Source organism: Streptomyces sp. NPDC002564 (assembly GCF_042889645.1).
GTDB lineage: Bacteria > Actinomycetota > Actinomycetes > Streptomycetales > Streptomycetaceae > Streptomyces.
In genome coordinates, this window is the sequence record NZ_JBIARE010000001.1 from 1149265 (window position 1) to 1174139 (window position 24875).

The 24875-nt window shown below is 72.4% G+C and carries 19 protein-coding genes and 1 pseudogene; 8 read left to right on the forward strand and 12 right to left on the reverse strand.

Annotated features, from left to right (window positions below):
* Positions 1 to 88 precede the first annotated feature (88 nt).
* The 8 genes from ACFYXE_RS05370 to ACFYXE_RS05405 form a co-directional block, all read right to left on the reverse strand.
* Entirely contained in the window at positions 89 to 2227 is a 2139-nt protein-coding gene (locus ACFYXE_RS05370; protein WP_389309003.1) for a protein kinase, read from the reverse strand.
* Positions 2228 to 2282: 55 nt separating this feature from the next.
* Positions 2283 to 3317, reverse strand: coding sequence for a hypothetical protein (locus ACFYXE_RS05375; protein ID WP_389309005.1), 1035 nt, complete (start codon positions 3315 to 3317; stop codon positions 2283 to 2285).
* The gene (locus ACFYXE_RS05380) at positions 3305 to 3952 is read right to left on the reverse strand and encodes a hypothetical protein (protein WP_389309006.1); all 648 of its coding nucleotides are present in this window, start codon (positions 3950 to 3952) and stop codon (positions 3305 to 3307) included. The genes ACFYXE_RS05375 and ACFYXE_RS05380 overlap by 13 nt, the downstream gene beginning before the upstream one ends.
* Before the next feature lie 185 nt (positions 3953 to 4137).
* Positions 4138 to 4992 (reverse strand): carbohydrate ABC transporter permease, encoded by an 855-nt coding sequence (locus tag ACFYXE_RS05385; protein ID WP_389309008.1) that lies wholly within the window; start codon positions 4990 to 4992, stop codon positions 4138 to 4140.
* On the reverse strand, positions 4993 to 5937 hold the full coding sequence (locus ACFYXE_RS05390; RefSeq protein WP_389309010.1) for a carbohydrate ABC transporter permease: 945 nt from the start codon (positions 5935 to 5937) through the stop codon (positions 4993 to 4995).
* Positions 5938 to 5998: 61 nt separating this feature from the next.
* Positions 5999 to 7366 (reverse strand): extracellular solute-binding protein, encoded by a 1368-nt coding sequence (locus ACFYXE_RS05395; protein WP_389309012.1) that lies wholly within the window; start codon positions 7364 to 7366, stop codon positions 5999 to 6001.
* A gap of 214 nt (positions 7367 to 7580) precedes the next feature.
* Positions 7581 to 8267 carry a response regulator gene (locus ACFYXE_RS05400; RefSeq protein ID WP_361179313.1) on the reverse strand — a complete coding sequence of 229 codons (687 nt, stop codon included), beginning with the start codon at positions 8265 to 8267 and terminating at the stop codon, positions 7581 to 7583.
* Positions 8264 to 10078 (reverse strand): ATP-binding protein, encoded by a 1815-nt coding sequence (locus ACFYXE_RS05405; protein ID WP_389309015.1) that lies wholly within the window; start codon positions 10076 to 10078, stop codon positions 8264 to 8266. Before ACFYXE_RS05405 ends, ACFYXE_RS05400 begins: the two co-directional genes overlap by 4 nt.
* A gap of 152 nt (positions 10079 to 10230) precedes the next feature.
* On the opposite strand from ACFYXE_RS05405, the gene ACFYXE_RS05410 reads away from it, so the two are divergent.
* Positions 10231 to 11652 carry a cation:dicarboxylate symporter family transporter gene (locus ACFYXE_RS05410; protein WP_389309017.1) on the forward strand — a complete coding sequence of 474 codons (1422 nt, stop codon included), beginning with the start codon at positions 10231 to 10233 and terminating at the stop codon, positions 11650 to 11652.
* Positions 11653 to 11922: 270 nt separating this feature from the next.
* Here the strand turns inward: ACFYXE_RS05410 and ACFYXE_RS05415 are convergent, their stop codons facing one another.
* Positions 11923 to 12522 carry a TetR/AcrR family transcriptional regulator gene (locus ACFYXE_RS05415; RefSeq protein ID WP_389309019.1) on the reverse strand — a complete coding sequence of 200 codons (600 nt, stop codon included), beginning with the start codon at positions 12520 to 12522 and terminating at the stop codon, positions 11923 to 11925.
* Positions 12523 to 12718: 196 nt separating this feature from the next.
* Between ACFYXE_RS05415 and ACFYXE_RS05420 the strand changes: the two genes are divergently transcribed.
* Positions 12719 to 14413, forward strand: coding sequence for an MFS transporter (locus ACFYXE_RS05420; protein WP_389309561.1), 1695 nt, complete (start codon positions 12719 to 12721; stop codon positions 14411 to 14413).
* Between the two features lie 207 nt (positions 14414 to 14620).
* On the forward strand, positions 14621 to 15238 hold the full coding sequence (locus ACFYXE_RS05425; protein ID WP_389309021.1) for a dihydrofolate reductase family protein: 618 nt from the start codon (positions 14621 to 14623) through the stop codon (positions 15236 to 15238).
* Here ACFYXE_RS05425 and ACFYXE_RS05430 read toward each other — a convergent pair.
* Positions 15196 to 16062, reverse strand: a complete 867-nt coding sequence (locus ACFYXE_RS05430; protein ID WP_389309023.1) for an alpha/beta fold hydrolase — start codon at positions 16060 to 16062, stop codon at positions 15196 to 15198. The two genes, ACFYXE_RS05425 and ACFYXE_RS05430, sit on opposite strands and share 43 nt — an antisense overlap.
* Before the next feature lie 97 nt (positions 16063 to 16159).
* On the opposite strand from ACFYXE_RS05430, the gene ACFYXE_RS05435 reads away from it, so the two are divergent.
* Positions 16160 to 17089 carry a MerR family transcriptional regulator gene (locus ACFYXE_RS05435; RefSeq protein ID WP_389309025.1) on the forward strand — a complete coding sequence of 310 codons (930 nt, stop codon included), beginning with the start codon at positions 16160 to 16162 and terminating at the stop codon, positions 17087 to 17089.
* A 2-nt stretch (positions 17090 to 17091) separates the two neighbouring features.
* Here ACFYXE_RS05435 and ACFYXE_RS05440 read toward each other — a convergent pair.
* A pseudogene (locus ACFYXE_RS05440) lies at positions 17092 to 18054 on the reverse strand (glycoside hydrolase family 16 protein); the annotation flags it as partial.
* Positions 18055 to 18187: 133 nt separating this feature from the next.
* On the opposite strand from ACFYXE_RS05440, the gene ACFYXE_RS05445 reads away from it, so the two are divergent.
* From ACFYXE_RS05445 to ACFYXE_RS05460, 4 genes are all read left to right on the forward strand, one after another.
* Complete coding sequence (locus tag ACFYXE_RS05445) at positions 18188 to 18820, forward strand: disulfide bond formation protein DsbA (protein WP_389309027.1); 633 nt, start codon at positions 18188 to 18190, stop codon at positions 18818 to 18820.
* 66 nt (positions 18821 to 18886) lie between these two features.
* Positions 18887 to 19279, forward strand: a complete 393-nt coding sequence (locus ACFYXE_RS05450) for a MerR family transcriptional regulator (protein WP_389309029.1) — start codon at positions 18887 to 18889, stop codon at positions 19277 to 19279.
* A gap of 55 nt (positions 19280 to 19334) precedes the next feature.
* A complete protein-coding gene (locus tag ACFYXE_RS05455) occupies positions 19335 to 19670 on the forward strand; it encodes a thioredoxin family protein (RefSeq protein WP_389309031.1) in 336 nt (111 codons plus the stop codon).
* A gap of 200 nt (positions 19671 to 19870) precedes the next feature.
* A complete protein-coding gene (locus tag ACFYXE_RS05460; RefSeq protein ID WP_389309032.1) occupies positions 19871 to 22105 on the forward strand; it encodes a HelD family protein in 2235 nt (744 codons plus the stop codon).
* A gap of 21 nt (positions 22106 to 22126) precedes the next feature.
* Here ACFYXE_RS05460 and glgB read toward each other — a convergent pair whose 3' ends face one another.
* Positions 22127 to 24871: a 1,4-alpha-glucan branching enzyme gene (glgB, locus tag ACFYXE_RS05465; protein WP_389309034.1), complete on the reverse strand. Its 2745-nt coding sequence runs from the start codon at positions 24869 to 24871 to the stop codon at positions 22127 to 22129.
* Between the last annotated feature and the right edge of the window lie 4 nt (positions 24872 to 24875).

Sequence of the window (24875 nt, forward strand, 5' to 3'; positions counted from 1 at the left end):
GACTACCCCCGCCACTCGCGTATCTCCGGTCCTTGTACGCACGAGCGAAGCTATCGAATGACAGTGCGTATGTGCAGGCGAATGCGGGCTAGTGCTTCGCGGGCTCGAACGTGTTGGTCACCGTGCCCAGTTGCGTCCAGTGGTCGTCGTCTCTGCGGTCGAGCCAGACGGGCCAGTCGCGGGCCGAGCGGCGGGTGTCGAAGGAGAGTTCGTGGAGCGTGCCGTTCACCGAGACGTGCTGGATCTCGCGGTCCAGGGTGTGGCGCAGGGAGGCGGGGGAGGCGTCGGCGGGGAGTTTCTTCAGGGCCGCCGCCAGGGCCGTCGCGCCGTCGTACAGCTCCTTGTTGCCGTGCGCCGGCAGGTTCGCGTCGGGCTCGCCCGCGTGGTTGCGGGTGCGTACGACGCCGTCGGGGACGCCCTTGTCACGTGACGTCGCCGCCGCGCCGTCCTCGGAGTCGGCGCAGGCGCCCTCCGCGTCGCCCTGGGTGAGGACGGGTCCGCCGAAGCCGTCGGCCTCCAGCGCCCTCGTCCACGTCCGCACCGACGTCCCGGTCGGCACCACCACCGCGTCCGCCCGTGCCGCCGTCACCAGCCCGGGGATCCGCGCCGCCGTCACCTTGTCGGGGTCGTCGTCCAGCGCCTCGGCCGTGACGCCGCCCTTGCGCAGGCCGGTGGCGATGCCGTCCGCGCGGTCCACCCACAGCTTGTCCTCGGCCACCAGCACCCGGCGCGCCCCCGTCTCGGCGCGGAGGTAACGGGCCATCGCCTCGCCCTGGCGCGCGTCGTCCGCCGGAAGGGCGAACGCGCCGTCCGGGTGGGCGTATTCGGTGCACGTGCTGATCTCGGGCAGGAACGCCTCGTCCGTGTCGTGCACCCACGAGAAGTCCACCGTGTCCCCGATGACGGCGAGCAGGTCCGGGTGCTTCGCCAGCAGCTCGCGCGAGCTGACGTCCGGGTCCGCGGTCACCGGTACGACACGGAAGCGGCTGCTGCCCCGCGCGCCGAGCGTCTCCTCGAAGGCCGACGCGACGGTGCGCCGCTGCTGCGTCGTGAACTGGTCGTACTCCGACTTCTCGTCCGTGTCGGGGGTCGTGCCCGCGCCCACGTGCCGGTAGCTGTGTGCCACGCCTATCTTGTAGACGATCTCGGGGGAGGCGGCGGATCCGCCGTCGCCGGTCGTGCCCAGCGCCTGGATGCCGATGCCGGTGGGGACGCCGGCCGCGACGAGCAGGGCGACGGTCAGGAGCAGGCGGCGTCTTCGGGAACGCGGGGCCTGCGGCGACGTGGCCGTCTTCGCGAGGGCCACCGGAGCGGTGGTCCTGGTGACCTCCGGCTCGGGGGCGGTGCCCGCGTCCGGGCGGTGCGGTGTGCGTACCGGTGGCGTCGTCCCCGCGGCTGCCGCCCCGATCCGGGCCAGCGCCGTCGCCGCGTCCGCGGGGCGGTCCGCCGGGTCCTTCGCCAGCAGGTCGAGGACGAGGCGCTCCACCGGCTCCGGCACCTCGGGACGCGCCGCCCCCGGCCGCAGCGGCGCGTCGTTGACGTGGTGGTACATGACGCCGACCGCCGACCCCGTGAACGGGGGCCTGCCGACGAGGAGTTCGTACAGGACGCAGCCCAGCGCGTACAGATCGGTGCGGCCGTCCCCCGCCTCCTGGCGGAACCGTTCCGGCGCCAGATACGGCACGCTCCCGAACGGCAGCTGCCCCGTCCGCGTCAGCCGCGCGTCACCCACCGCCCGTTCCATGAACGTCGCGATGCCGAAGTCGACGACCTTCGCGGTGCCGTCCCGCGCGATCATCACGTTGCCGGGCTTGATGTCGCGGTGCACGATCCCCGCCGCGTGCGCCACGTCCAGGGCGCGGCACACGTCCGCCGCCCAGCGCAGCGCGTCCGCCACCGCGACCCGGCCCTCCTCGCGGAGCACCTCGTCGAGGGAACGGCCCTGGACCAGGGACATCACCAGGTACGGGGTGCCCTCGTCCTCGCCGTGGTCGTGGACGGCGACGATGTGCGGGCTGTCCAGGGCGGCCGCGGCGCGTGCCTCCTGACGGAAGCGGGCGAGGAGCTCCGGCCGCTCCGCCCCGCCCGCCGGCGTCCCGGGTACGAGGAGCTTGACCGCGACCTCGCGGCCCAGGCTGCGGTCACGGGCCCGCCAGACCTGGCCCATGCCGCCCGCGCCGATCGGCGCGAGCAGCTCGTACCGGCCGTTCAGCAGGCGCCCCTGCACGGTGTTCCCCCTCGGCGTTCCCGGCGTTCCCGGCGTTCTTGCGGTCCTCGCCGTGCTAGCGGTTGACGGACTGCACCTCTTCCACCACCACGTCCTGCTCGGCCCCGAACTCGCCGTCCGGCAGGGCCTGTTCGCCGTTCACCCCGGTGCCCGTCCAGTGCACCTTCCAGGTGACCGTGGCCTTCAGCGGGTACGAGCCGTCGCCCGACGAGCGCAGGTACTTCACGCCGCAGGGCGGGGTCTCCTTGGCGTTGCCCTTGGCGTACGGGCGGCCGATCCTGCCGTCCACGATCTCGCAGACGCCGTCCGCGGGGAAGGTCTCCGCGTCCGCGGTGCCGGGGTCTATTTTGAGGGAGACGGGTTCGGCGGTCGTCGTCGCCTCGATGCCGAGCACGTCGACCCTCGCCGTGACCGACACCGGCTTGAACTCCGCGCCGTCCAGCCACGCCCACGTCGGCAGGTTCACCTTCGTCGCCGCCTCGGGGGCGAGGGACACCTTCGTGCCGGGTACGCGGATCCGGGCGTAGGCGAGCTTCGCCAGGATCTCGGGGTCGATCGCCTCCGGCACGTCGGCGGGCGGCGGGTCGCCCGTGTCGACCCAGAAGGTCTCCTTGGTGCACTTGTCCCAGCCGGGCGGATAGGACTTGTTGGGGAACGACGTCCACCAGTAGCCCTTCCCGGCCTTGTCCATGTTGAAGTCCTTGTACGGCTCGCCCTCGACGTACCGCTTGCGCTGCTCCAGGTCCCACTGGTGGCCCGTGGAGTCGACGGCCCACACCGCCTCGCGCTCCTTCTTGAACTGGGCGGGCGTGTACGTCGGGCCGTACCAGCAGGGCGGCGGGCTGTAGTCGCCCGCGGGGGCGATGGGGCCCGCCTTGGGGCCCGAGCCGTTCTTGGAGTCGTCGTAGCTGATGCCGCCGGCGGTGGCGAGCAGGGTGCCGTCCTGTTCGTCGCCGGACACGGCCGGTGTGGCGCCCGGCGTTCCGCCGCCGATGCCCTTCTCGGCCGTGGCCGGTCCAGCGGACAGCATCACGCATCCGAGGGCCGCAGCCGTGGCCAGCGCGGCCGACCTGTGCTTCATGGTTGGCATGTGTCGCTCCCCCGAGTCGCGTTCAGTTCAGTGGTCACCCAGACGCCCGCGTCGTTCTTGCGGAGCTTGGCCGCGTAGAGCACGTAGCTGTTCTTCGTGGCGGGCGACTTGTCGACCTTGTCCTTCTTGAGGTACTTGTCGAAGACCTTGCCCTGGTCCTCGCAGTACGTGAGGCCCGCACTGCTGCCTTCGGCCGTGACGGTCGCGGCGTAGTAGCGATAGGCGCCGGTGGTGCGCGCCTGTGCCTTCACATAGGCCTGGATGTATTTCTGCGCGCCGGCCGCCGCGTCACCCTCGTGGTAGAAGCGCATGGCCTTGCTGGCCGGCTCCTGATCGGCGATGGCCATGTCCACCGTCTGGATGGCCTGTTGCCGGTCGGCGAGGACCGCGTCCTTCGTCTTGTCGCCGGTCTTCGGCCACTGGAAGTCGAACGACACATCCGACGGCAGCTCGATCTCCGGCCGGTCCGCCGCCGCCTTCGCGGGCTCGCTCGGCGGGGTCGACTTCTCGTCACCCTGTTCCGCTCCGGCGATCTTGTCGTCGTCCTTCGGCTTGTCGTCGCTGCCGCACGACGTCAGCAGCAGGGCTGCGGACGCGGTGAGCGCGGCCGTGGCGAGGCGGAGAGGGCGGTTCACTGTCGGCTCCTGGCAGGTGGGAGATGGCGCGAGCTCAGCACGCTAGTGCGGAGCGGGGCCCGATACCAGGGAGATGTGTGGTCATGAAAGGGGCGCCGGGGACGTATCGCCGCGAACTCATGTCACAGTTCTGTGTCCGAAAGCAGCGCCCCCGTCCGGTCTCCTCCGGTCCTCCCCGACCTCCCTCAGCCCTTCACCGCGCCGCCGAGCGCGAAGCCGCCGCCGAGCTTCCGGGAGATCAGGACGTACAGCAGGATCACCGGCGTCGAGTAGAGGATCGAGAACGCGGCGAGCTGGCCGTAGACCACCGTCCCCTTGTTGCCGAAGAAGTCGTTGATGCTGACCGAGGCGGGCATCTGCTCCGGGGTGAGCAGGAGCATGAAGGGGACGAAGAAGTTCCCCCACATCATGACGAAGGAGAAGACGGTCACCACGGCCACGCCGGGGCCCATCAGCGGGAGCACGATCCGCAGCAGGGACTGGAAGGACGACGCGCCGTCCGTCCACGCGGCCTCCTCCAGTTCCTTCGGTACCCCGTCCATGAAGTTCTTCATCAGCCAGATGGCGAACGGGAGTTGGGAGGCGGCGAAGAAGAAGATCGTGCCCTGCATCGTGTCGATCAGGTCGACCTGCACGAAGAGGGCGTACACCGGAACCATGATCGCCGTGATCGGCAGGCTCGTCGCGAAGAGGATCGTCAGCATGAACGGGCGGTTCAGGCGGGAGCGGTAGCGGGACAGCGGATAGGCGGCGAGGGCCGCGCAGACCACCGTGAGCAGGGTGCCGCCGCCGCAGAGCAGCAGGCTGTTCAGGAGCGGCGTGAAGGTGATCTCGGGGGTCAGGACCTTGTCGTAGTTGTCCAGGGTGAGGCCGTCGGGGAGCCGCACCCGCAGGTCCGCCTCCGGGTCGAAGGAGGAGAGGACCACCCAGGCGAGCGGCAGCACGAACGCCGCGGCCACCACCAGCAGGCCCGCGTCGGCCGCGAGCCGGTGCCTGGTCCGGCGCGAACGCGGCCTGCGGGGAGTCTTGTCGACGGTCACTCAGACCTCCGTACGCAGCAGGCGCATGTATACGAGGGAGAACAGCGAGCCGACCAGGAGGAGCAGCAGCGCCACGGCCGTCCCGTAGCCGATCATGCTCTTCTGGAAGGCCTGCTCGTACATGAACAGCGGGAGCGTCTGGCTGTCGTTGCCGGGGCCGCCGCGGGTCATCACCCAGATCAGACCGAACACGGAGAGCGTCTGGAGGGTGTTGAGCATGAGGTTCGTGCCGATCGAGCGGCGGATCATCGGCAGCGTGATGTGCCACATGCGCCGCCAGCCGCTCGCGCCGTCGACCTGAGCGGCCTCGGTGATCTCCTTGGGGATCTCGTTGAGGGCGGCGGAGTAGACGAGCATCGAGAAGGCCGTGCCGCGCCAGACGTTCGCGAACGACACCGCGAGGATCGGCAGCGTGAACATCCAGTTCTGGGACGGCAGATGGAGGAAGTCGAGGACGGCGTTCAGCGTGCCTTCGCGGCGGAAGAAGGCGTACAGCAGGAAGCCCGCGACGACCTCCGGCAGCACCCAGGCCGTGACCACGATCGCGCCGGTGAGGGTGCGGACCGGCTTGGAGGCGCGCTGCATGAGCGAGGCGAGGGCCAGGCCGAGGGTGTTCTGCCCGATCAGGGAGGACAGGACGGTGAAGACGAGCGTGAGCCAGACCGCGTTCAGGAACCGTTCGTCGCCGAACGCCTCGCGGAAGTTGTCGAACCCCACGAAGCTCGACTCGGCCTGGCCGGTGAGCTGGAGGTCGGTGAAGGCGATGTACGCGCAGTAGCCGATCGGGCCCGCCAGGAAGAGGGCCAGCAGGACGACGGCGGGGGAGACGGGCAGGGCCCTGAGCAGGCCCCTGCGGGCGCGGGCGCGCGGGCCCGGCGGCCCGCCGGCCGGACCCCGGGGCGTCTTGACGACGCCGCCGGGGCCGGCGGGAGATGTGGTGGTCACGTGCGGGCACTCACTCTCTGGGGAGGTGGCGGGGCCACGGACGGCAGGAGGTGAGGGGCCGCTACTTCTCGACGACCTCGCCGTCCGTCGCCGAGTCGACCTCCTCGTCGTAGCCGCTCGCGGCCTTCTCCACCGAGCTGTCGCCCGTCGTCACCGACTCCATCGCCTCCTGGATCGCCGTGGAGACCTTCGGGTACGCGGGGTACGCGGGCCGGTAGTGCGTCGTGGCGACCAGGTCCGTGAAGAACTTGATGCCGGGCTGCGCCTTCACGTACGACGGGTCGGCGGCGACGTCCTCGCGGACCGCGATGCCGGAGTTGGCGATGTACCACTTCTTGGCGTTGGCCTTGGTCTGCATCGTCTCGATGAACTTGAAGGCCAGGTCGGGGTTGTCCGCCTTGGCGGGGACCGCCCAGGTCCAGCCGCCGGACATGCTCACCTTGCCGGGGGCCTGGCCGTGCTGGGTCGGCATCGCCGCGAGGCCCAGCTTCCGCGACCACTCGGGCCACTCGTGGCCCGCGCCCTTGCCCCAGTCCTGCGGCAGCCACGAGCCGTCGAGGTTGATCGCCAGCTTGTCCTCGGGCAGGAGTTCACCGCGTACGCGGGTGGCGAAGTTGGGGTCGAGCGCGTCCGAGACGTCCGGGCCGAGCTTCTCCCGGTAGACGGTCTCCACGAACGTGAGGGAGTCCTTGAACCCCTGGCTGCCGGTGACCCACTTCTTCGCCTTCGGGTCGTACAGCGGGTCCTTGCCCGTGCCGTACGCCAGCATCTCGAAGCCCTGCATCGAGGCGGCCTCGCCCGCGGGCTTGCCGGTGTAGACGTTCAGCGCGGTGACGCCGGGCACCTTCTTCTTCACGGTACGGGCCGCGTCCAGGACGTCGTCCCAGGTCTTGGGCTGCCAGTTCGCGGGCAGCCCCGCCTTCTTGAAGATGGCCCTGCTGAACCAGAGGCCGCGGGTGTCCGTGCCGTCCGGCACCCCGTACGTCTTGCCGTCGGCCGCCTTCGCCGCCGTCTTGGCCGTGTCGACGAACTGGTCCCAGTCCTTCCACGCGGCCAGATACGGATCGAGGGGCTTCAAGTACCCGCTGGTGATGTCCGAGTTGATGAGGAAGGTGTCCTCGTAGACCAGGTCGGGCGCGGTCTTGGGGGAGCGCAGCATCTGCTGCAGCTTCGTGTAGTACTCGGAGTCCGGCGCCTTGATCGGCACCAGCTTGACCTTCTTGCCGGGGTTCTCCTTCTCGAACTGCTTCTTGATGTCCGCCAGATAGGTGTCCATGACCCTGATCTGGTTGTCCGTGGACTGCTTGAAGGAGATTTTCACGGTGTCGGGGTCGTCGCCGGAACCGCCGCCGCACGCGGTGAGGGTGCCGGCGGCGAGCAGGGTCGAGGCGGCGAGGAGCAGGGGGGTGGTGGTGGGGCGCACGGGCACGACCTCCTCTTGGCCGACGCGGCCGGGTTGCCACGCGGTGCTGCAAGGCGGAGCTGGAACGCGGGTTGCCCGGTGAACGTAAGGGCGTGCTCGGAGCAAGGTCAATGCCCCTGCGGGGGCTGTGCATCGATGCCTGTCATCCACGTGACAACGTTGTTGTGGGGGGTGTGCCGGTGCGGTGTCCGGGGTGGGCGCCGCGGACCGCCGGGCGGGTTCAGTCGCCGCTCCGGACGAGCCAGCGGTAGACCAGTTCGGGGCGGCCGACGTGGCCGTACTGGGGGCTGCGGGCGGCGCGGGCCGTGTCGACGAGGTGCTCCAGGTAGCGGCGCGCGGTGATCCGGGACAGGCCCGCCGACTGGGCGGCCGCGGTGGCGGTCAGCCCCTCGGGGGCGGCGCGCAGGGTGTGGATCACGCGGTCCAGGGTGGGGCCGCTGAGGCCCTTGGGCAGGTCCGCGGGGCCCGGCGCGCGGAGGGTGGCGAGCGCGCGGTCCACCTCGTCCTGCCCGGTGGCCTCGCCGTCGGCGGCGGCGGTGCGGAACTCCGCGTAGCGGGTGAGGCGGTCGCGCAGGGTGGCGAAGGTGAAGGGCTTCAGGACGTACTGGACGACGCCGAGGGAGACGCCCTCGCGGACCACCGCCAGGTCGCGGGCGGACGTCACCGCGATCACGTCCGTGGGGTGGCCGGCCGCGCGCAGGCCGCGGGCCAGCTGGAGCCCGTGCCCGTCGGGCAGGTGCAGGTCGAGGAGGATCAGGTCGACCGGGGTGCGGTCCAGGACGCGGCGGGCCTCGGCGGCGGAGTGGGCGGGGCGGTCGATGGCCTCGAAGCCGGGGACGCGGTTGACGTAGAGGACGTGGGCGTCCGCCGCGACGGGGTCGTCCTCGACTACGAGTACGCGGATCACTGGGCGCCTCCGTTTTCGTCTCTGTCACCCGGGGCCGGTCGGTCGCCCGGGGCCGGGCTGTCACCCGGGGCCGGTCGGTCACCCGGGGCCGGGCCGGTGCTCGTGGAGCGCCCTTCGCCCCCGTCCTTTGTCTCCGGCGGCGGTGTCCCCGGCGGCGGTGGCGCGCCGGGGCGGAGGCCGACCGGGACCTCCGGTCGGGTCACCGTCAGGATCACCTCGAACTCCGCCCCGCCCTCCGGGGATTCCCGGACCGTCAGGGTGCCGCCGTTGCGGGTGACCGTCTGGTGGACCAGGGAGAGGCCCAGGCCGCGGCCCGTCGGCGCCTTCGTCGACCAGCCGCGCTCGAAGACCGCCTTGCGCTGCGCGGGGTCGACGCCCGGGCCGGTGTCGCGGACCCGCAGGAGCAGGCCCGACCCGTCCGCGCGGGCCGTCACCGTGACGCGGGCCGCGGGGGAGCCCTGCGCCGCGTCGACCGCGTTGTCGATGAGGTTGCCGAGGACGGTCACCAGGTCGCGGGCGGGCAGCGAGTCCGGGAGCATGCCGTCGTCGATGCTGCTGTCGGCGGAGACCACCAGCTCCACGCCGTGCTCGTTGGCCTGCGCCGCCTTGCCGAGCAGCAGGGCCGCCAGGACGGGTTCGCTGACGGCCGCCACGACCTGGTCGGTCAGCGCCTGGGCCAGCTCGAGTTCCGCCGTGGCGAAGTCGACGGCCTCGTCCGCGCGGCCCAGTTCGATGAGCGAGACCACCGTGTGGAGCCGGTTCGCCGCCTCGTGGGCCTGCGAGCGCAGGGCCCGCGTGAAGCCGCGTTCGGAGTCCAGTTCCCCGGCGAGCGCCTGGAGTTCGGTGTGGTCGCGCAGGGTCACCACCGTGCCGCGGCGCTCGCCGCCGGTGACGGGGGAGGTGTTGACGACCACCACGCGGTCCGCGGTCAGGTGCAGCTCGTCGACCCGGGGCTCGGCGGCGAGCAGCGCGCCGGTCAGCGGGGCGGGCAGCCCGAGCTCGGCGACGTTGCGGCCGATGACGGGCCCCTCGGGCACGCCGAGCAGCTCGCGCCCGCCGTCATTGATGAGCGCGATCCGCCGCTGCCCGTCGAGCATCAGCAGCCCCTCGCGCACCGCGTGCAGCGCCGCCTCGTGATAGTCGTGCATGCGGCTGAGCTCGGTGGCGTTCATGCCGTGCGTACTGCGGCGCAGGCGCGCGTTGATGACGTACGTGCCGATGCCGCCGAGGACGAGCGCCGCCGCCGCGACGCCGAGCAGCGCGACGAGCTGGCCGCGCGCCTTCGCGGTGATCTCCTCGATGGTGATGCCCGCGCTGACCAGGCCGACGATGCGGCCCTCGCCCGCCTGCGCGCCGTCCCGGACCGGCGTGACGACCCGTACGGAAGGGCCGAGCGTGCCCGTGTACGTCTCCGCGAAGGTCCTGCCGCGCAGCGCGTCCGCCCGGTGGCCGAGGAAGCGTTCGCCGATGCGGCGCTCGTCGGGGTGCGTCCAGCGGATGCCGCGCGGGTCCATGATCGTGACGAAGTCGACGCCGGTGTCGCGCTGCACGCGCGTCGCGTACGGCTGGAGGCGCGCGGACGGGTCGTCGCCGCGGATGGCCTCCCGTACCGAGGGGGAGTCCGCGACCGCGCGGGCCGCCGCGGTCGCCTGCCGTCGCGCGCCCTCCTCCGCCTGGTGCTTGTCGCTCAGGTACGTGAAGAGCGCGCACCCGGCGACGACCACCGTGACCAGCACGATCTGCATCGCGAAGAGCTGGCCCGCCAGGCTGCGCGGCAGTCGGCGCGGGCGGGCCAGAGGGGTGCGGGACATGGTGCCAGTCTGCCTCTTCGTATAAGTGCGAACTAAATGAACGCAAGGGTGACCGCCCTCACAGGAAGGGAGATAGTCACCGGGATCGCCCAGGACGTGAGCCGCACGCACCGCAGGCGCAAACGCCGACGTCGTCGTTCAAGGAGGGCCCCGTGACCAGCACGGCCGACCCACAAGCGCAGCCCGCAGCCAAGCGGGACCGCACGCACTACCTCTACATCGCCGTGATCGCTGCCGTCCTGCTCGGCATCGCCGTCGGCTTCATCTGGCCCGACTTCGCCAAGGACCTCAAGCCGGTCGGCACCGGCTTCGTGAATCTGATCAAGATGATGATCTCGCCGATCATCTTCTGCACGATCGTCCTCGGCGTCGGCTCGGTGCGCAAGGCCGCGAAGGTCGGCAAGGTCGGCGGTCTGGCGCTCGCCTACTTCGTGGCGATGTCCGTCGTCGCGCTGGCCATCGGCCTCGTCGTCGGCAACATCCTGCACCCGGGCTCGGGCATGGACATCACCGAGTCCGAGAAGGGCGCGGGCCACACGGCGGCCGACGAGGCGGACAAGGGGCTCGTCGACTTCGCGCTCGGCATCATCCCCAAGACGCTGGTCTCCGCCTTCACCGAGGGCGAGGTCCTGCAGACCCTGCTCGTCGCGCTGCTCGTGGGCTTCGCGCTGCAGGCCATGGGGCGCTCCGGCGAGCCGGTGCTGCGCGGCATCGAGCACATCCAGAAGCTGGTCTTCCGGGTCCTCGGCATGATCATGTGGGCGGCCCCGCTGGGCGCGTTCGGCGCGATGGCCGCCGTCATCGGCGAGACCGGCGTCGACGCCCTGAAGGCGCTCGCCACGATCATGATCGGGTTCTACGTCACCTGCGCGCTGTTCATCGTCATCGTGCTCGGCACGCTGGTGCGCCTGGTGACCGGGGTCAATCTGTTCAAGCTGCTGAAGTACCTGGGCCGCGAGTTCCTGCTGATCCTCTCCACCTCCTCGTCCGAGTCCGCGCTGCCGCGGCTCATCGCGAAGATGGAGCACCTGGGGGTCAGCCGCCCGGTCGTCGGCATCACCGTGCCGACCGGGTACTCCTTCAACCTCGACGGCACGATGATCTACCTGACCATGTCGTCGCTCTTCATCGCCGAGGCGATGCACCAGCCGCTCGGCGTGGGCGAGCAGATCTCCCTGCTGCTCTTCATGATGATCGCGTCCAAGGGCGCGGCGGGCGTCTCCGGTTCGGGCATCGCGGTCCTGGCGAGCGGACTGCAGTCGCACAAGCCCGCCCTCGTCGACGGCGTCGGCCTGATCATCGGCGTCGACCGCTTCATGAGCGAGGCGCGTGCCCTCACCAACTTCGCGGGCAACGCGGTGGCCACGCTGCTGATCGGCACGTGGACCAAGGAGGTCGACAAGGAGCGGGTCGACGCGGTCCTGGCGGGCCGGCTGCCCTTCGACGAACGCACGCTGGTGGACGACGGCCACGGGGCGCCGTCCGGAGCGGGCGAGGGCCGGGACGCGGACGGCCACGACGCGGACGCCGTGCCGGAGCAGCGCGGCGACGGCAAGGAGCCGATGAAGGTATAGCCACCACGGGCGTGGGCCGCAGGCCGAGGCTGTCATCCGCAGTCGACCCGCACGCCCCGTGGAACGGCCCCCGCGACGGGGCCGCCGGGCGCCGCCCGTGACGCATGGGACTTCCCCCTCATGCGTCGCGGGCGGCGCTTTCGGCTGTGCGGGCGTCGGCTGAGGGGGCGTCGGTCGTGCGGGCGTCGGCTGTGCGGTCGATCGCCGGGTGCGGGTGCGGGTGCGGGTGCGGGTGCGGGTGCGTACGCGGGTGCGGTGGGCGCGTACGGGTCAGGAGAGACCCGCGATGATCTCCTCGGCCCGCGCCACCGGGACGCCCGCCGACATCAGGGCCGTCGACGCGGCGGCCAGCCCCGCGTCCTGGGGGTCGAGCAGCCCGTCGTTGACCGCCTCCATGAGGCCGAAGAGCTGCTGCTCGTGCACGTACGCGAGCGCGGCGGGCGGCAGCGTCGAGGTGAACTCGCCCTTGGCCAGGCCCAGTTGGAGGACGTTCACGCACTGCTCGCGGACCGGCGCGAGGCGCTGCCTGATGCCCTCCATCGCGACGCTGCGCTGGGCGAGGGCGACGAGCAGCCGGTAGCCGTCGGCGATCTCCCAGACGGCGACCATCGAGTGGGCGAGCGACTCGGCGGGGTCGTCCGACCGGGCCCGCCCCGAGGCGTGCGCCGCCGCGACCGCCTCGACCGCGCCGTCGATGAGCGCGCCGATCAGTGCCTCCCGGCTCGGGAAGTGGCCGTACACCGTCCTGCGCACCACGCCCGCCGCCCGCGCGATCTGGTCCATCGACGCGTCCGGATCGCGCAGCAGCTCGGCGAGTGCCACCTCCAGGATGCGGCGGCGGTTGGCGTCGGCTCGGCTCATGGGCTCCATTGTGCACGCGAGCCGGGGGGCGGATTCCGGCGCGCGGCCGCGGTGGGTCATCCCGGTGCCCCTGCCCGTTTTGCACAGCGCTGTGCAGTGGCGTACGTTGCACACTTGTGTGTAATTGCACAGTGCTGTGCAAGGTCACCGGACAAGCAGGAACATATCTGGACCATGGAAGGGTGAGGCTTCGGTGGCTCTGCTCATGAAGCAACCGGTCGAGGAGATGAAGCAGCCGTACGCGCGGCGCTGGTGGGCGCTGCTCGTGCTCTGCCTGAGTCTCTTGATCATCGTGATGGCGAACACGGCACTGACCGTCGCCGCCCCCGACATGACCAAGGACCTCGGGCTCTCCAGCTCCGACCTGCAGTGGGTCATCGACGGCTACACCGTCCCGTACGCCGCGCTGATGCTGCTGCTCGGCGCGATCGGCGACAAGTACAGCCGGCGCGGCGCGCTGGTCCTCGGCCTCGTCGTCTTCGGCGCGGGGTCGGTCGCGGGCTCGCTGGTCGACAGCTCGGGCGGGGTCATCGCGGCCCGCGCCGTCATGGGCTTCGGCGCGGCGATGATCATGCCGGCCACGCTGTCGCTGCTCGCCGCGACCTTCCCGCGCGCGGAGCGGGCCAAGGCCATCGTGCTGTGGACGGCCACCGCGGGCCTCGCCATCGCGGCCGGTCCGCTGGTCGCGGGCGCCCTCCTGGAGAACCACGGCTGGGCGTCGACCTTCCTGATCAACGTGCCGATCGCCGCCGTCGCCATCGTCGGCGCGCTGCTCCTCGTGCCGCCGTCCAAGGCCGGGCACCACGACCGGATCGACTACGTCGGCGGGCTGCTGTCCGTCGTCTGGACCGGCGCGCTGGTCTACATGATCATCCAGGGCCCGCACTTCGGCTGGGACGCGAAGGCGATCTCGGCGGCGGTCGTCGCGGGCGTGGGTCTGCTGGCCTTCGTCGCCTGGGAGCTGCGCCACCCGCACCCGATCCTGAACGTCCGCCGCTTCCTGAACCGCCGCTTCGCGGGCTCGAACCTCGCGGTGGCGCTGTTCTTCCTCGCCGTCTTCGGCGCGTTCTACTACCTGACCCAGCACCTGCAGTTCGTCCTCGGCTACAACCCGCTGGAGACGGGCGTGCGCATGCTGCCGCTGGCCGGCGCGGTCTTCGTCGGCTCGGCGCTGACGGGCTTCCTGACCCCGCGCGTCGGCATGAAGATCACGGTGTCGGCCGGCATGGTCGCGGGCACGGTGGCGCTCGCGCTCCTGACCCGGGTGGACGCGTCCTCCTCGTACGGGGACTTCGTCGCCCCGCTGATCATCCTGGGCCTGGCCATCGGCCTCGCGCTCTCGCCCTGCACGGACGCCATCATGGGCGCCTTCCCCGAGTCCGAACTGGGCGTCGGCGGCGCGGTCAACGACACCTCCCTGGAGCTCGGCGGCTCGCTCGGCATCGCCATCCTCGGCTCGGTGCTCGCCAGCACGTACTCCGCCAAGCTCGCGGACGCGGCCTCGGCCTCCGGCACGAAGCTGCCCGACGGCACGCTGGCGACCGCGCAGGACTCGGTCGGCGCCGGGTACGCGGTGGCGCAGGGCATCGGCGACCAGGCGCGCGCGGCCGCGGAGAAGGCGGCGCACGCCGGTTCGCAGCAGCAGGCCGCCCAGCTCAAGGGCCAGGCCGAGCAGCTCGCGCAGGGCGCGGGCAGGATGGCGGACGCGGTCGGCTCCGCGTTCTCCGACGCGGTGGCGCACACGAGCCTGATCGGCGCGGGCATCCTCGGCGTCGGAACGGTGCTCGTGGCGGTGCTGCTGCCCCGCAAGGGCCGCGGCGGGCAGGACCTCACCGAGGCGGACGGCACGGAGCCGTCCCCGGAGGCGAAGCGGGAGCCGCAGCCGCAGCCGCAGCACTGATCCACCGCACACCTCCGAAGCCCCCAGGCCGGGCCGCCCCGCACCGGGGCGGCCCGGCCTGCGCGTTCGGCCACCGGGCGCCGGTCCGGGACCCGGACCAGGAAAACCGTTGACACCACTCCAGGTGAAGTACTACGTTCTGACCACTTCAGTCGGAGTACAACGAACGGCGTGGCTCACGTCGGACGAGGTCGGTCAAGGAGACACATGCGAAAGCTCACCTACTTCATCGCCGTCAGCCTGGACGGCTTCATCGCGGGGCCGGACGGGGCCGACCCGACGGGTCCCGACGGGTTCTGGCCGGTCGCGGAGGACTACGTGCGGCACCTGGCCGGGACGTACCCCGAGACCCTGCCCGCCCCGGCCAGGGCCGCCCTCGGCATCACCGCCGAGGGGACCTGCTTCGACACGGTCCTGGAAGGGCGCAGGACCTACCAGATCGGGCTGGACGCCGGACTGACCAACGCCTACCCGCACCTGCGGCACCTGGTGTTCTCGCACACCCTCACCGAGAGCCCCGACGCGGGCGTCGAACTGGTCGCCACCGACCCGGTCGAGAAGGTCAGGGAGCTCAAGCGCGAGGCCGGCAAGGACATCTGGCTCTGCGGCGGCGGCGAGCTCGCCGGAGTGCTGCGCGGCGAGATCGACCGGCTGGTCGTCAAGCTCTCCCCGCTGACACTGGGTTCGGGCACGCCGCTGTTCGCGGCCGGGACCGCCTTCGACCCGGTCGTGCACGTGCGCACGGACGCCGTCCTGCTCGACAGCGGCACGATCTTCCTGACCTACGACAAGGTCGCCGACGAGCCCGCGGCGGACGCGTCCTGAGCGGTCGCGTCCTGAGCGGTCGCGGCCGTGGGGCCCGCCAGCCGGTGGCCCCCGCCCGCCGCAGCCCGCAGCAGGACGTCCGTCAGCTCGTCCGGGGTGGAGAGCATCGGCCAGTGACCCGTGGCCAGTTCGAAGAACGTGGCGCGCTCGTCCACCAGGTGCTGGACGAGCGGCAGCCCCGACGCCACCAGCGCTTCGAGCGCGGCGATGTCCATCGTCCCGCCCGTGGTGCAGAAGACACCCGTCATCGGCAGCGCGGCGACCGCCGCCGAGAGCCGCAGGCGCTGCGCGTACGGTCCGGCCGGTGCGGGCGAGGCGAGGCGCGCGAGCCGGTCGAGCGCCTCGTCCGGGACGCCCGCGAGATTCCCGTGGGCCCGCCACTCCGCCCGCGTGGGCGCCGGGATGCGCCAGCCGTCCTCGGCGCGTTCCTGCTGGCGGAGCGCCCGGTCGCGGGCGGGCCCGTCCGGCATCTGCTCCCGGATCTGGTCGATCATGGAGTAGCCGTCCTGCGGCATCGGCGAGTCCAGGTACACCAGGCGCGAGACCCGGCCCGGGCGCCGGCCGGCCGCGCCCGCCGACGGGTAGATGCCGTAGCAGTAGCCGACCAGCACCACCTCGGGCGCGTCCACGTGGTCGATCAACTGGACCAGGTCCTCGATGTGGGTGTCCAGGTCGACGCCGGGGCCCGCGAGATGGCGCCGGTCGCCGAGCCCCGTGAGCGTCGCCGGATGCACCTCCGCCCCCGCGGCCCGCAGCCCCGCGGCCACCTCCCGCCACAGCCAGCCACCCGTGTATCCCCCTGACACCAGCACGAACGCCGTCATGACTCCTCCTCGTCCACCGGGATGCGCCGCGACCGGCCCGAGGGGCCGCCCGCGCTCGCCGGTACCGTAGGAACTCCCCCTGAGGGAGGTTCAAGTCGTGGGGCCCGACGGCATGTGGAGCATCGGACAGCTCGCCGAACGCGCGGGCGTGTCCGTCAAGACCGTCCGCTTCTACAGCGACCGCGGCCTGCTGCCCGAGTCCGCCCGCAGCGGCGGCGGCCACCGCCGCTACGGCCCCGACGCGCTCGACCGGCTCCGCCTCATCCGCTCCCTGCGCACCCTCGACCTGCCGGTCCCCGACGTCGGCCGGGTCCTGCACGGCGAGGACGACCTCGCGGACGTCGTCGCCGGGCAGCTGAAGGAGGTCGGGTCGCGGCTCACCGCCCTGCGCTGGCGGGAGGCCGCCCTCCAGCTCCTCACCGACTGCACCGCCGAGGAGCGCGCCGAACGGCTGCGCCTGGTCGGAGCCCTGTCCACCCCTCCCGGCACGGCCGCCCTCGCGCGGTTCTGGCGGTGCTGGCTGCCCGCGCGGCTCCCGGCGAAGGTGACCCGGGCCGTCGTCGACCGTGCGGTGCCCGTCCCGCCGGACGCCCCGACCCCGGCCCAGGTGCTCGCCCTGGCCCGGCTGCAGGACTTCGTCACCGACCCCTGCTTCGTCGCGGGCCCCCGCGCGGGCGCCGACCACGGACAGCCCGACGTGCACGCGCCCGGCAAGGGCCACCGCCCCGCCCTGCTCTACGCGGCCCTCCCCGAGGCGTACGACCTGGCCGCCGCCCGGATCCGGGCGGGCCGCGCCCCGCACCCCGGCGAGGCGCTGGACTGCTTCGTCGCCGCGCACGCCGCCTCACTGAGCCGCCGCGACACGGCGGACTTCCGCCGCGTCCTGCGCCGCATGCTCGCCGCGGAACCCCGCATCGACCGCTACTGGCAGCTCGCCGCCGAGGTCACCCGCCCCCCGTCGGGCCCGCCGGAACCCACGCCGGGAGCGGCCGACAATTGGCTCCGCGCGGCCCTGGGCAGCCCCTAGGGCCGTGTCCACACCGCCACGTAGTCCACCGCCATCGCGTGACCGGGGCGGGTCGCCGCGACCGGCGTCGTCCGTCCGGCCACGCCGTTCGGGAAGCCGCCGCCCATCGCCACGTTCAGCAGGATGAAGTAGCCCTGGTGGGACGTCATGTCGGACCACGTCCGTGCCGAGAAGCGGTCCTGGCGCAGGGTGTGGAACTGCTGCCCGTCCACGGACCAGCGCAGCTGGTTCGGTGTCACCGAGCGGTCCCACTCGAAGCGGTACGTGTGGAAGCCGGCCTGGCAGGCGGTGCCCGGGCAGGGCCGGTTCGCGCCCAGGCCCTGGGACTCGTTGCAGTCGCCGCCCGGGTTCACCCCGCAGTGCAGCACGCCCCACAAGGCGTTGATGCCGTTCACGTTCTCCATGACGTCGAACTCGCCGATGGAGGGCCAGTTCTGGTAGTTGCCGCGGTAGGGCGCGCCGAGCGCCCAGAACGCCGGCCAGTAGCCGAGCGCCGCGTCACCGGTGACGTCCGGCATCCGGATGCGCCCCTCGATGGCGAGGGTGCCGCCCGCCGGCGCCTTGAAGTTGCTCCGGCGGGACTCGATCCGTGCGGAGGTCCACTTGCCCGCCGTGTTCCTGCGCGGTGTGATCCGCAGGTTGCCCGCTCCGTCGACCCTCAGGTTGTCGGAGGAGTTCGTGTACTCCTGGACCTCGCCCGTGCCCCAGTTCGGCGGCCCGCCGGGGTAGTTGTGGCCGGTGTCGACCTGCCAGTTCTTCGACGAGGGCGCGCTGCCCGCCGGGCCGTTGAAGTCGTCGCTCCACTTCAGCGACCAGCCGGGCGCGGGCGGCGGCACGTCGCCGCGCGCCGATCCCGGCAGCAGCAGCGCCCCGGCGAGACCGAGCGCGGCAAGGCCGGCGAGCAGGGGAGTCCTGCGCACGGCGCGGGGTGTGCGAGGCGTGCGGGGGATGCGGACCGTGCTCATCAGGCACCTCCGTGGGGGTGGGAGTGTGGCGGTGAGAGCGCTCTCAGAACGGTGTTGCTGGTTTTGTAGTTGTGGACGTGCGGCGCGTCAATGGGTGTGGTGCGTCAACTTTCCGAAGGCGTACGGTGGTTGAGTGAGCGTCAGCAACCCGGCGGACCGTCCGGGCGCCGGTGTCGGCGTCGACTTCTGGTTCGACCCCGTCTGCCCGTACACCTGGATCACCTCGCGCTGGCTGCGCGAGGTCGAGCGGGTGCGGCGCGTCGAGGTGCGCTGGCGGGTGATGAGCCTGGTCGAGCTGAACAAGCACCTCGCCGTCGACCCGGAGGACCCCGAGGGGCTGTACGGCGAGTACATGAAGGCGCCGGGCCGCATCTGCGCGGCGGTCCGCGAGCGGTACGGCAACGACGCGCTCGGCCGGTACTTCGACGCCCTCGGCGAGCGCGTCCACGTCCGCGGGGACTGGGCGGGCACCGGGGCCGCGCTCGCCGACGCGGGGCTTCCCGCCGGCCTGGAGTCCGTGGCGATGACCGCGGAGTACGACCCCGCCGTGCGCGCCTCGCACGACGCGGGCATCGCGCTGGTCGGCCCGGACGTCGGCACCCCGGTGCTCGCCGTCGAGGGCGTGGGCGCGCTCTTCGGCCCCGTGGTGTCCCCGGCGCCGCGCGGCGAGGCGGCCGGGCGGCTGTGGGACGGCCTGGTGCTGCTGGCCGGGGAGGCGGGCTTCTGCGAGTTCCGGCGGGGCTACGGGGAGCTGGACTTCGGCTGAGGGCCGGTTCGGCGCCGGGCGGGAATCGCTGGCCTTGACGCCCACGTCAAGGATTACCGTCGGGGCATGCGAATCGGCGAGCTCGCGGCGCGCGCGGGGACGACCACGCGGACGCTGCGCTACTACGAGTCCCGCGGGCTGCTGCCCGCGCGGCGCACGGGCAACGGGTACCGCACGTACGACGAGGACGACGTGCGGCTCCTCCGGCAGATCAGGACCCTGCAGGACTTCGGGTTCGACCTGGAGGAGACCAGGCCGTTCGTGGAGTGTCTGCGCTCCGGCCATCCGGAGGGCGACTCCTGCCCCGCGTCGCTCGCCGTCTACCGCCGCAAGCTCGCCGAACTCGACTCTCTCATCGGGGAGTTGAGCGCGGTACGGGACCAGGTCGGGGCGCAGCTCGCGCGCGCGGAGGCGGCGCTGCCCGGCGGCCCCGAGCCGCGGTGCGAGCTGACCGGATGACCCGGATGACCCTGATGACCCTGATGACACGGATGACACGGACGAGGGGAGTGGCGTGATGAAGGCGGCGGGTGTGGCCGAGGTGACGGACGCGGATTTCGCGGGGGAGGTGCTGGCGGAGGCGGAGCGGCCCGTCCTGGTGGAGTTCACGGCGGACTGGTGCGGGCCGTGCCGGCAGCTGGCGCCCGTGCTGAGCGAGCTGGCGCGCGAGGAGGCGGCGCGGCTGAAGATCGTGCAGCTGGACGTCGACCGCAGTCCGCAGGCGGCGATCACGTACCGGGTGCTGTCCGCGCCGACCATGATCGTGTTCCGGAACGGTGAGCCGGTGCTGCAGCTGGTCGGCGCCCGCGCCAAGCGGAAGCTGCTCGCGGACCTGGCCGACGTGCTCTGAGCGGACGGCGCCCCGCGGGGGAGGAGCGCCGCACGCCGGGGCGCGCCCACAAGAGAAATGCCCCGGACGAATTGACGTCCGGGGCATTTCTCTGCGTATATTGGATTCTTTCGCGAAGCCCTGCCCATTCGTCTTGACATTCAAGCAGGGCGGCTTCACGAGAAGTTCAATAAGAGCACTGTAACCGGCGAGGGGCTGAATTGTCAACCGAGGAATTGCGTGAAGAGCAGCAATTCGTCTCCGGGCTGTACGCGCGCCTGGACGCGCTGCGCGAGGAGGCCAAGACGGCCGTGCAGGCCTCGTTGTCGCAGGTCGGCAACGGTCTTCAGGCGCGCCTCGAGCGCGATGTGATGGTGGCGGAGCAGTCCGGCGTGCTCGCCGCCCTGAACGCGGAGGAGAACGGGCTCTGCTTCGGAAGGCTCGAATTCCGCGACGGCCGCGACCATCACGTCGGACGTATCGGAATCCGCGCGTCCGACACCGAACGCACTCCGCTCGTGATCGACTGGCGGGCCGATGTCGCCCGTCCCTTCTATCTCGCGACGGGCCACACCCCGATGGGCCTGCGCAGGCGCCGGCACATCACCACCAAGGGCCGCGAGGTCACCGGTCTGCACGACGAGATCCTCGACCTCGCCGACACGACCCGCACCGGCCACGAGGGCACCGACGCCGACGAGGTGCTGCTCGCCGCCCTCGACTCGGCCCGCACCGGCCGCATGCACGACATCGTCCAGACCATCCAGGCCGAGCAGGACCGCATCATCCGCGCCCCGCACCGCGGCGTCCTCGTCGTCGAGGGCGGACCCGGCACCGGCAAGACCGTCGTGGCGCTGCACCGCGCCGCCTTCCTCCTCTACGCCCACCGCGAGCTGCTCGCCAAGCGTGCCGTCCTCGTCGTCGGCCCCAACCCGGCCTTCCTCGGCTACATCGGCGAGGTGCTCCCCGCGCTCGGCGAGACCGGCGTGCTGCTCGCCACGGTCGGCGAGCTGTTCCCCGGGGTGACCGCGACCGGCACCGAGAGCGCCGCGGCGGCCGAGGTGAAGGGCCGGGCCGAGCTGGCGGACGTGCTCGCCCGCGCCGTGCGCGACCGCCAGCGCACCCCCGAGCCCGGCGAGCCGCTGATCGTCGCGCACGACGACGGCGACCTGATCCTGGACTGGACGATCGCCGACGCGGCCCGCGAGGCGGCCCGCGCCGCCGACGTGCCGCACAACCTGGGGCGCCCGCACTTCGCCTTCCGGATCATCGACGCGCTCACCGCGCAGCTCGCCGAGCGCATCGGCCACGACCCGTACGGCGGGCCGAACTTCCTCGGCCCGGACGACATCGCCCAGCTCGGCAAGGCCATCGCGGCCAGCCCCGAGGTGCACGCCGCGATCGAGGAGCTGTGGCCCACGCTCACCCCGGAGCGCTTCGTCGCCGACTTCCTCGCGGACCCGACGGGCCTGGCCGGACCCGACGCGGACGCGATCCGGCGACCGCACGGCACCCCCTGGACGCCCGCCGACGTCCCGCTCCTCGACGAGGCCGCCGAGCTGCTCGGCCACGACGACAGCGCCGCACGGGCGGCGGCCGAGGCCGAGCAGGCCCGGCAGATCGCCTACGCCCAGGGCGTCCTGGACGTCTCGCGCGCCTCGCGGACGTACGAGTTCGAGGACAAGGACGAGGACGACGCCGAGGTCCTGCTCGCGCACAACATCATCGACGCCGAGCGGATGGCCGAGCGGCAGGAGGAGGCCGACCACCGCAGCGCCGCCGAGCGCGCGGCAGCCGACCGCACCTGGGCGTTCGGCCACATCATCGTCGACGAGGCGCAGGAGCTCTCCGCGATGGCCTGGCGGCTGCTCATGCGGCGCTGCCCGACCCGCTCCATGACGCTCGTCGGCGACCCGGCGCAGACCGCGGAGGCGGGCGGCTGCGGATCGTGGGAGAGCATCCTCGGGCCGTACGTCGAGGACCGCTGGGAGTACACCCGGCTCGGCGTCAACTACCGCACGCCCGTGGAGATCATGGACGTGGCCGCCGAGGTGCCCCGCCTCGAACAGCCCGGCTTCCGGCCGCCGAGCTCGGTGCGTTCCACGGGCGTACGGCCCTGGGCGCGGCGGGCCGACGACCTGTCCCGCGCCGTCGCGGACGCGGTGGCCGCCGAGGCGCGCGAGGACGGCCGCCTGGCGGTGATCGCCCCCCGCGAGCTCCACCCGGAGCTCGCCGCACGGCTGCCCGGAGTGACGGCCGGGCAGGTCCCGGACCTGACGCGGCCGGTCGTCCTGATCGACCCGCGTCAGGCCAAGGGCCTGGAATTCGACACGGTCCTGGTCGTCGAACCGGCGCGGTACGGCACCAGCGACCTGTACGTGGCGCTGACCCGCGCCACGCAGCGCCTCGGCGTGCTGTACGCCGAGGCGCTGCCGGTCGCGCTCAAGGACCTGTGACGCCCGGCGGCCCGCCGCCGCTCAGACGGGCCTCAGCCAGAGCGTGGCCAGCGGCGGCAGGGTCAGCCGCAGCGACGCGGGGCGCCCCTGGGACGGCGTCGGCTCCGGCTTGAGCGGGTCGGGGTTGCCGACGCCGCTGCCGCCGTAGCGCGTCCCGTCGGTGTTCAGGACCTCCTGCCAGGCGGTGAACTCGTCCGGCACGCCCAGCCGGTAGCCGTGCCGGACGACCGGGGAGAAGTGCGAGACGGCGAGCAGCGGCGAACCCCGGTCGTCCAGGCGCAGGAAGGCGAAGACGTTGTCCTCGGCTGCGTCGCCGTCCACCCAGGCGAAGCCGCCGGGGTCCGTGTCGCGCTGCCACAGGGCGGGCTCGCGGCGGTAGACGGTGTTCAGGTCGCGCACCAGGTCGCGCACGCCCCGGTGGTCCGGCTCCGCGCCGTACGCCGGGTCGAGCAGCCACCAGTCCGGGCCGTGCCCCTCGGACCATTCGGCGCCCTGGGCGAACTCCTGCCCCATGAAGAGGAGTTGCTTGCCCGGGTGGGCCCACATGAAGCCCAGGTAGGCGCGCTGGTCGGCCCGCTGCCGCCACCAGTCGCCCGGCATCTTCGACACCAGCGACCGCTTTCCGTGCACGACCTCGTCGTGCGAGATCGGCAGGACGTAGTTCTCGCTGTAGGCGTACACCATCGAGAACGTCATCTCGTTGTGGTGGTACTTGCGGTGCACCGGCTCCTTCGTCACGTAGTCGAGCGAGTCGTGCATCCAGCCCATGTTCCACTTCAGGCCGAAGCCGAGGCCGCCGAAGCCGCCGGGGCCCTGGTGGTGCGTCGCCCGGGTCACGCCGTCCCAGGCCGTGGACTCCTCGGCGATGGTGACGACGCCGGGGGCGCGGCGGTAGACGGTGGCGTTCATCTCCTGGAGGAAGGCGACGGCGTCGAGGTTCTCGCGTCCGCCGTGCGCGTTCGGCGTCCACCGGCCGTCCTCGCGGGAGTAGTCGAGGTAGAGCATGGAGGCCACCGCGTCGACCCGCAGGCCGTCGATGTGGAACTCCTCGCACCAGTAACAGGCGTTGGCCACCAGGAAGTTGCGCACCTCCTTGCGGCCGTAGTCGAACTCCAGGGTGCCCCAGTCGGGGTGCGCGGAGCGCAGCGGGTCCTCGTGCTCGTACAGCGGCCGGCCGTCGAACTCGGCGAGCGCCCAGTCGTCGCGCGGGAAGTGCGCGGGCACCCAGTCCATCAGGACGCCGATGCCGGCCCGGTGCAGCGCGTCGACGAGGAACTTGAAGTCGTCGGGGGTGCCCAGGCGCGCGGTCGGCGCGTAGAAGCCGGTGACCTGGTAGCCCCAGGAGCCGCCGAAGGGGTGCTCGGCGACGGGCATCAGCTCGACGTGCGTGAAGCCCAGGTCGGCGACGTAGGCCGGCAGTTGCTCGGCGAGCTGGCGGTACGTCAGGCCGGGCCGCCACGAGGCGAGATGGACCTCGTACACCGAGAAGGGCGCCTCGTGGACCGGCACGTCGGCGCGGTGCGCGAGCCACTCCTCGTCGTGCCACTCGTGGTGCGAGACGTGCACCACCGAGGAGTTGGCGGGCGGCGTCTCGGTGCGGCGGGCGAGCGGGTCGGCGCGCAGCGAGGTGGAGCCGTCGGGCCGGGTGATCTCGAACTTGTACAGCTCGCCCTCGCCGACGGACGGCACGAACAGCTCCCAGACCCCGGTGCCGCCGAGCGAGCGCAGCGGGAAGGCCACCCCGTCCCAGAAGTTGAAGCCGCCCACGACCCGCACGCCCCGCGCGTTGGGCGCCCACACCGTGAAGCGGGTGCCGGTGGTGCCCTGGTGCGTCATCGGCCGCGCGCCGAGCGCGTCCCACAGCCGCTCGTGCCGCCCCTCGCCGATCAGATGCAGGTCGAACTCGCCGAGCGAGGGCAGGAAGGAGTAGGCGTCCTGGATCTCCAGCTCGGACTCCTCGTACGTGAGGTGCAGCCGGTAGCCGTCGGGGACGGCCCGCAGCGGCAGCACCGCGGAGAAGAAGCCGTCGCCGTCGTCGCGCAGTTCGGCGCGGAGGTCCTCGGCGACCACGGCGACGGCCCTGGCGTACGGGCGCAGGGCCCGGAAGGCTATGCCTCCGGTGACGGGGTGGGCGCCCAGGACGCCGTGCGGGTCGTGGTGGGTGCCGTCCAGGAGCCGGGCGCGGTCGGCCTCGGGGACGGGGGACTCGGTGACCGGCGCCGGGGTGGCGCCGGGGGCGGTCACGGCACGGGGGGCGGAGTCCGCCGGGGCGGCGGGAGGGGTGGTGCGGGTGCCGTTCACGGCCGTGCGGGCGGCCGCGGGCGCCTTCGCCGCGGGTCCGGCCGTCGTCCTCGCCGTCGCGGTCGTCTTCGCCGTCGTCTTCGCCGTCGTCTTCTTCGCGGCCTTCTTCGGCGCCTTCTTCGTGGTCTTCTTCGTGGTCTTCTTCGCGCTCCGGGCGGCCGGGGCGGTCCGGTCGCCCTGCTCGGTCCGTGCGGCCCGCACGGTCTCGGCACTCTTCGCGCCCGCGGAGCCTTCGGTGCCCGTAGTCGTCTTGGCGGGCTTCGCGGTCTCGGCCGACTCGGCCGTCTTCGCGGGCCTGGCGGGCCTGGCGGTGTTGGCTGTCTTGGCCGGCTTCCTGGGCGTCGCCTTCTTCGCGGGCTGCTTCGCCGCCTCGGGCGGCCGCCCGGCCGCCGCGTCCGGGCCGGCCGGGGTGGGCGGGGTGCTCGGGGCGTCGTCGTCGGACGGTTTGCGGGGGCGCGGGGTCACGGGG

Coding starts and splice junctions, on each gene's coding strand:
- ACFYXE_RS05405 (WP_389309015.1), bottom strand. CDS start 10,078: ATGTCCCGCACCCCTCTGGCCCGCCCGCGCCGACTGCCGCGCAGCCTG.
- ACFYXE_RS05425 (WP_389309021.1), top strand. CDS start 14,621: ATGCGAAAGCTCACCTACTTCATCGCCGTCAGCCTGGACGGCTTCATC.
- ACFYXE_RS05450 (WP_389309029.1), top strand. CDS start 18,887: ATGCGAATCGGCGAGCTCGCGGCGCGCGCGGGGACGACCACGCGGACG.
- ACFYXE_RS05415 (WP_389309019.1), bottom strand. CDS start 12,522: ATGGAGCCCATGAGCCGAGCCGACGCCAACCGCCGCCGCATCCTGGAG.
- ACFYXE_RS05420 (WP_389309561.1), top strand. CDS start 12,719: ATGAAGCAACCGGTCGAGGAGATGAAGCAGCCGTACGCGCGGCGCTGG.
- ACFYXE_RS05375 (WP_389309005.1), bottom strand. CDS start 3,317: ATGCCAACCATGAAGCACAGGTCGGCCGCGCTGGCCACGGCTGCGGCC.
- ACFYXE_RS05430 (WP_389309023.1), bottom strand. CDS start 16,062: ATGACGGCGTTCGTGCTGGTGTCAGGGGGATACACGGGTGGCTGGCTG.